This is a genomic window from Streptomyces sp. NPDC038280 (assembly GCF_055600045.1).
The window spans coordinates 153,119-160,877 of the sequence record NZ_JBVJYZ010000016.1 but is presented as its reverse complement, the minus strand read 5'-3'; the positions used below and the strand labels follow the sequence as shown (position 1 = coordinate 160,877).

At 69.7% G+C, this 7,759-nt stretch carries 6 protein-coding genes and 1 pseudogene; 2 read left to right on the top strand and 5 right to left on the bottom strand.

Annotated features, from left to right (window positions below; genetic code table 11):
* From ACZ7J0_RS27340 to ACZ7J0_RS27330, 3 genes and pseudogenes are all read right to left on the bottom strand, one after another.
* Positions 1–140, bottom strand: a pseudogene (locus ACZ7J0_RS27340) (vitamin K epoxide reductase family protein); the annotation flags it as partial.
* A gap of 173 nt (positions 141–313) precedes the next feature.
* Positions 314–1,576, bottom strand: a complete 1,263-nt coding sequence (gene hisS, locus ACZ7J0_RS27335) for a histidine--tRNA ligase (protein WP_470891648.1) — start codon at positions 1,574–1,576, stop codon at positions 314–316.
* 10 nt (positions 1,577–1,586) lie between these two features.
* A complete protein-coding gene (locus ACZ7J0_RS27330; RefSeq protein ID WP_468709276.1) occupies positions 1,587–2,294 on the bottom strand; it encodes an MBL fold metallo-hydrolase in 708 nt (235 codons plus the stop codon).
* Positions 2,295–2,448: 154 nt separating this feature from the next.
* On the opposite strand from ACZ7J0_RS27330, the gene ACZ7J0_RS27325 reads away from it, so the two are divergent.
* A complete protein-coding gene (locus ACZ7J0_RS27325) occupies positions 2,449–3,234 on the top strand; it encodes a peptidylprolyl isomerase (RefSeq protein ID WP_470891646.1) in 786 nt (261 codons plus the stop codon).
* 175 nt (positions 3,235–3,409) lie between these two features.
* On the top strand, positions 3,410–4,639 hold the full coding sequence (locus ACZ7J0_RS27320; RefSeq protein WP_470891644.1) for a DUF349 domain-containing protein: 1,230 nt from the start codon (positions 3,410–3,412) through the stop codon (positions 4,637–4,639).
* A gap of 66 nt (positions 4,640–4,705) precedes the next feature.
* On the opposite strand, the gene ACZ7J0_RS27315 is transcribed toward ACZ7J0_RS27320, so the two are convergent.
* The gene (locus tag ACZ7J0_RS27315) at positions 4,706–7,198 is read right to left on the bottom strand and encodes a RelA/SpoT family protein (RefSeq protein ID WP_470891642.1); all 2,493 of its coding nucleotides are present in this window, start codon (positions 7,196–7,198) and stop codon (positions 4,706–4,708) included.
* A gap of 148 nt (positions 7,199–7,346) precedes the next feature.
* Positions 7,347–7,739 carry a hypothetical protein gene (locus ACZ7J0_RS27310; protein WP_470891640.1) on the bottom strand — a complete coding sequence of 131 codons (393 nt, stop codon included), beginning with the start codon at positions 7,737–7,739 and terminating at the stop codon, positions 7,347–7,349.
* Between the last annotated feature and the right edge of the window lie 20 nt (positions 7,740–7,759).

The window sequence follows — 7,759 nt, the reverse complement described above, 5'->3', positions numbered from 1 at the left end:
CTGAACTTGTCAATGGTGATCACCCAGGCAGCCAACAGCCCGGCCGCGCCGGTGACCACCAGCAGCCACGCCAGCGCCCGGCTCGCACCCACGAGTCCGTCCCGCTCGGAGGGGGCGCCGTCAACCGCTGCTTTCGTCATATCGCCGTTCCATCACTCGGGGCCGCTGGGCACGGACATTCTGCCGTACGGCCCACCGGGTCCACCGTTCGATGGGCATAAGGACGGGACGCAACGAGAGCTCTCGGGCCGCACCGACACGAAGGGGCCCGGACCGCTGGAACGGTCCGGGCCCCTTCGCTGTCGTACGTGGCTCAGCTGAGCTTCGCCCGGATCGCCTCGGTCACCGCGTCCAGGGCGACGGCCTCCTGTTCGCCGGACTCCATGTCCTTGAGCTGGACGACGCCGTCGGCGAGGTCGCGCTCGCCGGCGACGAGCGTGAAGCGCGCGCCCGAGCGGTTGGCGTTCTTCATGTGGCTCTTCAGGCCCTTGGAGCCGTACGAGAAGTCGGCCGCGACTCCTGCCCTGCGCAGCTCGGTGACCTTGGCGAAGAGCACCCGGCGGGCCTCCTCGCCCAGGGCCACCGCGAAGACGCTGGTGGTGGCGGGGATGTCCAACTCGACGCCCTCCGCCTCCAGGGCGAGGACCGTGCGGTCCACGCCCAGCGCCCAGCCGACCGACGGGAGAGCCGGGCCGCCGATCATCTCGGACAGGCCGTCGTAGCGGCCGCCGCCGCCCACGGCCGACTGCGAACCGAGACCGTCGTGCACGAACTCGAAGGTCGTGCGCGTGTAGTAGTCCAGGCCGCGCACCAGCTTCTCGTCGTCCTCGAAGGCGACCCCGGCGGCCGTGATCAGCTCGCGGACCTCCTCGTGGTACGCCTTGCAGGCGTCGCACAGGTAGTCGCGCAGCACCGGCGCCCCCGCCAGCTGCTTCTGCACCTCGGGACGCTTGTCGTCGAGGACCCGCAGCGGATTGATCTCGCTGCGCCGCAGGGTCTCGTCGTCGAGGTCGAGGCCGCGCAGGAAGCCCTGGAGAGCGTCGCGGTAGACGGGACGGCACTCCTTGTCGCCCAGCGAGTTCAGCAGGATGCGGAAGTTCCGCAGACCGAGCGAGCGGTACGCCTGGTCGGCGAGGATGATCAGTTCGGCGTCGAGCGCCGGGTCCTCGGCCCCGATGGCCTCGGCGCCGACCTGCGAGAAGTGGCGGTAGCGGCCCTTCTGCGGACGCTCGTAGCGGTAGTACGAACCGGAGTACCAGAGCTTGACCGGCAGACCACCGGCCTTGTGCATGTTGGCCTCCAGCGCCGCGCGCAGCACGGAGGCGGTGCCCTCGGGGCGCAGCGCCAGGTTGGCGCCCCCCTTCGTGGTGAGGGTGTACATCTCCTTGGTCACGATGTCGGTGGACTCACCGACACCGCGGGCGAACAGGTCGACGTCCTCAAAACCCGGCGTCTCGATGTATCCGTAGCCGGACTTCCGCAGCGGGCCGGAGATCGCGTCCCGGACGGCCAGGTACGCGGCGGAGTACGGCGGGATGAGGTCGTAGGTGCCCTTGGGGGCCTTGAAGGTGCTCACGGGACTCTCGTCACATTCCTCGTCGTGGAGCGGGCTGCGCTCCGAGGCCGGCGGCCACTTCCCTGAGGTAGGGATTCGTGGCGCGCTCGCGGCCGATGGTCGTCTGGGGGCCGTGGCCGGACAGCACCACGGTCGAGTCGTCGAGCGGCAGGGCCACACGGGCCAGCGACTCGAGCATCTCGGCGTGGTCGCCGCCGGGCAGGTCGGTGCGTCCGATGGAGCCGGCGAAGAGCAGATCCCCGGAGAAGAGCACGGACGGGATGTCCGGCGCCTCGGGCATCTGGAAGGTCACCGACCCCTTGGTATGCCCGGGCGCGTGCGCGACCGAGAACTCCAGACCCGCCAGGCTCAGCTTCGCGCCGTCGCTCAGCTCCTTGACGTCGTCCGGCTCACCCACGGTGAGCTCGCCCATGAGCGGCATCCCGATGGAGCGGCCCAGGGCCTTCTCGGGGTCGCTCATCATGTACCGGTCGGAGGGGTGGATCCACGCGGGTACGTCATGGGCCCCGCAGACCGGGACGACGGAGGCGACATGGTCGATGTGGCCATGGGTGAGCACAACGGCGACAGGCTTGAGCCGATGCTTCCTGAGCGTCTCCTCGACTCCCTGGGCGGCCTGGTGGCCCGGGTCGATGATCACGCACTCCTCGCCTGCGGCGGGGGCGACCAGATAGCAATTGGTCCCCCAGGCCCCGGCGGGGAACCCGGCAATGAGCACGATCGTCCTTAGATGTCGTCCCGCCGACGGATACGGCAGAGCGGAATGCGGCAGATCAGAGCCTACCGGCGCTGCTCATTCCACAGCCAACCCGTATACGGTACGGGCACATCCGGGCAGGACAGGAACAGACGACCGACAAGGAGCACAACCGGTGGTCAGCAGCGATCAGCGGCGGCGGCAGCTCGCCAGGGAGAAGTTCGAGCGGCAGCAGCAGCGCCGGCAGGAAGCACGGCAGAAGGCCAGGCGCCGCAACACGATCATCGCCGCCGCGCTGGCCGTCGTGCTGGCCTCCGGCGCCGCCGTGTACGCCTCCGTCGGGCTGACCGACGGCGACCGCAAGGACGACGCCGCCACTCCGTCCGACAGCCCGACGCCCTCGGCGAGCGAGTCGAAGGTGCCCGAGCCCGCGATGGCCATCGACAAGAAGGCCACGTACGCGATGTCGCTCGCGACCAGCCAGGGCGACATCACGATCACGATGGACGCGTCGAAGGCCCCGCGGACGGTGAACTCGTTCAAGCACCTCGCGGACAAGAAGTACTTCGACCACACGAAGTGCCACCGCCTGACGACGTCCGGCATCTTCGTGCTGCAGTGCGGCGACCCGAAGGGCGACGGCACCGGCGGCCCCGGCTACACCATCCCCGACGAGAACCTGAACGCGCTGGGCAAGGCGGGCAAGGACGGTTCGGTGACCTTCCCGGCCGGGACGGTGGCGATGGCCAACACGATGCAGCCGAACACCGGCGGCAGCCAGTTCTTCCTCGTCTACGAGGACACCAAGCTGCCTCCGCAGTTCACCCCCTTCGGCACGATCGACGCGGCCGGTCTGAAGGTCGTCCGGGACGTGGCGAAGGCCGGCGTCGAGGGCGGCGCCAAGGACGGTGCGCCCAAGAAGGCCGTCACCATCGAGAAGGCCGCTGTCCGGAAGGTGTGAACCGGCGAAATCCGGTCGCGCTGAGTGCGGACAGCCGGGCGGCCGGTCGCCTAGATTGGCGTTGTGGCAGCGCGGGCTCGACCCGCGTTGTGGAGGGCGGGCGAGGCCCGTCAGGAACTGTGGACGATGCCCAGGGGGCACAACCCCCTCAGCGGCATCATGTGGAGGAGGCGCTGTGAGCAGCGACCCGTGGGGCCGCGTCGACGAGACGGGCACCGTGTACGTGCGGACAGCCGAGGGCGAGAAGGTCGTCGGATCGTGGCAGGCCGGAACTCCAGAGGAGGCACTGGCTTACTTCGAGCGCAAGTACGAGGGCTTGGTGGTCGAGATCGGCCTCCTCGAGAAGCGGGTGAAGACCACCGACCTCTCGGCGAAGGACGCGACGGCGGCGATCGATCACATCCGCAAGCAGGTCGACGAGCATCACGCCGTCGGTGACCTGGCGGCGCTCGGCACGCGCCTCGACAAGCTCGTCGAGACCGTGGAGTCGCGTCGCGAGGAGCGCAAGGTCCAGAAGGCCAAGCAGACCGACGAGGCCAAGGCGGCCAAGGAGAAGCTGGTCACCGAGGCCGAGTCGCTGGCCGAGAGTGAGCAGTGGCGCTCGGCCGGGGAGCGGCTGAGGGCCCTGGTGGACATCTGGAAGGGCCTGCCGCGGCTCGACCGGAAGTCCGACGACGAGCTCTGGCACCGCTTCTCGCACGCCCGCTCGGCCTTCTCCAAGCGCCGCAAGGCCCACTTCGCCTCGCTGGACGCCCAGCGCGAGGAGGCCCGCAAGGCCAAGGAGAAGCTGGTCGCCGAGGCCGAGTCGCTCTCCAACTCCACCGACTGGGGGGCGACGGCCGCGCGCTACCGCGACCTCATGACGGAGTGGAAGGCGGCGGGCCGCGCCCAGCGCGAGCACGAGGACGACTTGTGGAACCGCTTCCGCGGCGCCCAGGACGTCTTCTTCGCGGCGCGTGGCGAGGTCTTCGCCGAGCGGGACGCGGAGCAGACCGAGAACCTCAAGCTGAAGGAGGAGCTCGCGGTCGAGGCCGAGAAGCTGGTGCCCGTGAAGGACCTGAAGGCGGCCCGTGCGGCCTTCCGTGCCCTGAACGAGCGCTGGGAGGCCATCGGCCACGTGCCGCGCGACGCCCGCCCGAAGGTCGAGGGCCGGATGCACGCGGTGGAGCGGGCGCTTCAGGAGGCCGAGGAGACCGAGTGGCGGCGTACGAACCCGGAGGCACGCGCGCGTGCGGCGGGTCTGACCGGTCAGCTCCAGGACGCCGTCGACAAGCTGCAGAAGCAGATCGACGCGGCCCGTTCGGCGGGCAACGACGCGAAGGCCGACAAGCTCGCCCGTGAGCTCGAGGGCCGTCAGGCGCTGCTCGACCAGGCTCTGAAGGGCCTGGAGGAGTTCGGCGGCTGAGTTTTCCCGTACGAGGAAGGAGGCCCCCGGTACGCATCCGTACCGGGGGCCTCTTCGTGTGCTCCGTTACGGCCTGCGCGCCGAGGTCACCCGGTAGACGTCATAGACGCCCTCCACGCCGCGTACGGCCTTCAGGACGTGCCCGAGGTGCTTCGGGTCGCCCATCTCGAAGGTGAAGCGGGAGGTGGCCACCCGGTCGCGGGAGGTCTGGACTGCGGCGGACAGGATGTTGACGTGCTGGTCCGACAGGACGCGCGTGACGTCCGAGAGGAGCCGGGAGCGGTCCAGCGCCTCGACCTGGATGGCGACCAGGAAGACCGAGGACTGGGTGGGCGCCCACTCGACGTCCAGCATCCGCTCGGGCTGCTGGGAGAGCGAGTCCACGTTGACGCAGTCGGCGCGGTGCACCGATACGCCGCTGCCCCGGGTGACGAAGCCGATGATCGGGTCGCCGGGCACCGGCGTACAGCAGCGGGCGAGCTTCACCCAGACGTCCTCGACGCCCTTGACGACCACGCCGGGGTCGGCGTTGGCACGGCGCTTGGAGCGGCCGCGGGACGGCGGGGTGGTCTCGACGAGGTCCTCGTTGGCGGCCTCTTCGCCGCCGAGGGCCTGGACCAGTTTCTGGACGACGCCCTGGGCCGCGACATGGCCCTCGCCGATCGCCGCGTAGAGGGAGGAGATGTCGGGGTAGCGCATCTCGTGGGCGAGGGTGACGAGCGAGTCGCCGGTGAGGATCCGCTGGATCGGCAGGTTCTGCTTGCGCATGGCCCGCGCGATGGCGTCCTTGCCCTGCTCGATCGCCTCGTCGCGGCGCTCCTTGGAGAACCACGCGCGGATCTTGTTGCGCGCGCGGGGCGACTTGACGAAGCCGAGCCAGTCGCGGGACGGGCCCGCGCCGGCCGCCTTCGAGGTGAAGACCTCCACCAGGTCGCCGTTGTCGAGGGTCGATTCGAGCGGGACGAGCCGCCCGTTGACCCGCGCCCCTATGGTCCGGTGTCCGACCTCGGTGTGGACGGCGTAGGAGAAGTCGACCGGTGTCGCCCCGGCCGGCAGCGCTATGACATCGCCCTTGGGGGTGAAGACGAAGACCTCGTTGCGCGACAGGTCGAAGCGCAGGGACTCGAGGAACTCCGACGGGTCCTCGGTCTCCTTCTGCCAGTCCAGGAGCTGGCGCAGCCACGCCATGTCGTTGAGGTGGTCGTCCTTGCCGGTCTTCTTCGGTACGTCGGTGCGCACCTTGGAGGCACCGGCGACGGCCTCCTGCTTGTACTTCCAGTGCGCGGCGATGCCGTACTCGGCGCGGCGGTGCATGTCGAAGGTACGGATCTGCAGCTCGACCGGCTTGCCGTTGGGCCCTATGACCGTCGTGTGGAGCGACTGGTACATGTTGAACTTCGGCATCGCGATGTAGTCCTTGAACCGGCCGGGGACCGGGTTCCATCGCGCGTGCACGGTGCCGAGGGCCGCGTAGCAGTCGCGGACCGTGTCGACGAGGACACGGATGCCGACCAGGTCGTAGATCTCCGCGAAGTCACGGCCGCGGACGATCATCTTCTGGTAGACGCTGTAGTAGTGCTTGGGGCGGCCGGTGACGGTGGCCTTGATCCGGGCGGAGCGCAGATCGGACTGGACCTCGTCGGTCACTATGGCGAGGTACTCGTCGCGCTTGGGCGCCCGCTCGGCGACGAGCCGCACGATCTCGTCGTACATCTTGGGGTAGAGGATCGCGAAGGCGAGGTCCTCCAGCTCCCACTTGATGGTGTTCATGCCCAGGCGGTGGGCCAGGGGCGCGTAGATCTCGAGGGTCTCGCGGGCCTTCTTCTCCTGCTTCTCCCGCTTGAGATAACGCATGGTGCGCATGTTGTGCAGCCGGTCGGCGAGCTTGATGACCAGGACACGGGGGTCCTTGGCCATGGCGACGACCATCTTGCGCACGGTCTCGGCCTGGGCGGCCTCGCCGAACTTGACCTTGTCCAGCTTGGTGACGCCGTCGACGAGCAGCGCGACCTGGTCGCCGAAGTCGCGGCGCAGGGTGTCCAGGCCGTACTCGGTGTCCTCGACGGTGTCGTGCAGCAGTCCCGCCATCAGCGTCGCCGGGTCCATGCCCAGCTCGGCCAGGATGGTGGTGACGGCCAGGGGATGCGTGATGTACGGGTCGCCGCTCTTGCGCTTCTGGCCGCGGTGCCAGCGCTCGGCGACCTGGTAGGCCCGTTCGATCTGGCGGAGCGTGGCCGTCTCGATCTTGGGGTCGTTGCTGCGGACGATGCGCAGCAGGGGTTCGAGGACCGGGTTGTAGGGCGAGGAGCGCTGCACGCCGAGGCGGGCGAGGCGGGCGCGGACCCGGTTGGAGGAGCCGCCGCCGGTGCGGGCGGCGGAGGCGGGCACGGGCTTGGGGGCGGAGACGGGCACCGGTGCCGGGCTCTGCGCGCGCTCGGGCACCGCCGGCTTCGGCTCGTGCTCCGCGGGCTTGTTCTGGGGCGCGGCGGGACCCGCCGCGGCCTTCTCGGCCTGCTGGTCGTGGTTCGCGGCGGAGAGTGGCTGGGCCTCGTCTGGCAAGAGCGCTCCTCGGGCGGGTCCGGGTCCCCCGGTCAGGCCCGGACATCCCATGGTATCGACCCGCGCGCCCCGCTGCTCACGGGCTGTTGCCAAGGACACGTGGAGGGGGCGCCGAGACCCCTCCACGCGCCCCTGGCGGGCCGCTCGGCTATGCCCATCGGATCAGCGAAGCGCCCTTGATCATGATCTCCTTCTCGGCGGCGACGTTGCCCCACGGCACCTTGATCGACGCGCCCTTGCCGCAGCCCGCGTCGAACCACGCCTTCTTGCCCTGGCTGTCGAATCCCTTGACCTTGACGCAGGCGCTGCCCTTGAAGGCCTTCCAGGAGTAGCCCATCCGCATGCCCGGGGCTCCGAAGTGGCCGCAGCCGTCATGAGCGGTGCTCCACTTCAGCGGGACGCCGCCCGCGTTCTTCCAGCCCACGCAGGTGTTGGCGGTGGGAGCGGCACCGGCCGGGGCCGCGCTCGTGGTCAGCGCCGCGACGGCGAGCAGCGCGGCGAGTGCGGCCTCGCGGGTGAATGTCAGAGGTGTGCGGGTCATGGCTGTCCTTCTGTCCGGAT

What these genes read in the sequence shown, in the direction of transcription:
- ACZ7J0_RS27310 (WP_470891640.1), bottom strand. Translation starts at nt 7,739, where the DNA reads ATGACCCGCACACCTCTGACATTCACCCGCGAGGCCGCACTCGCCGCG.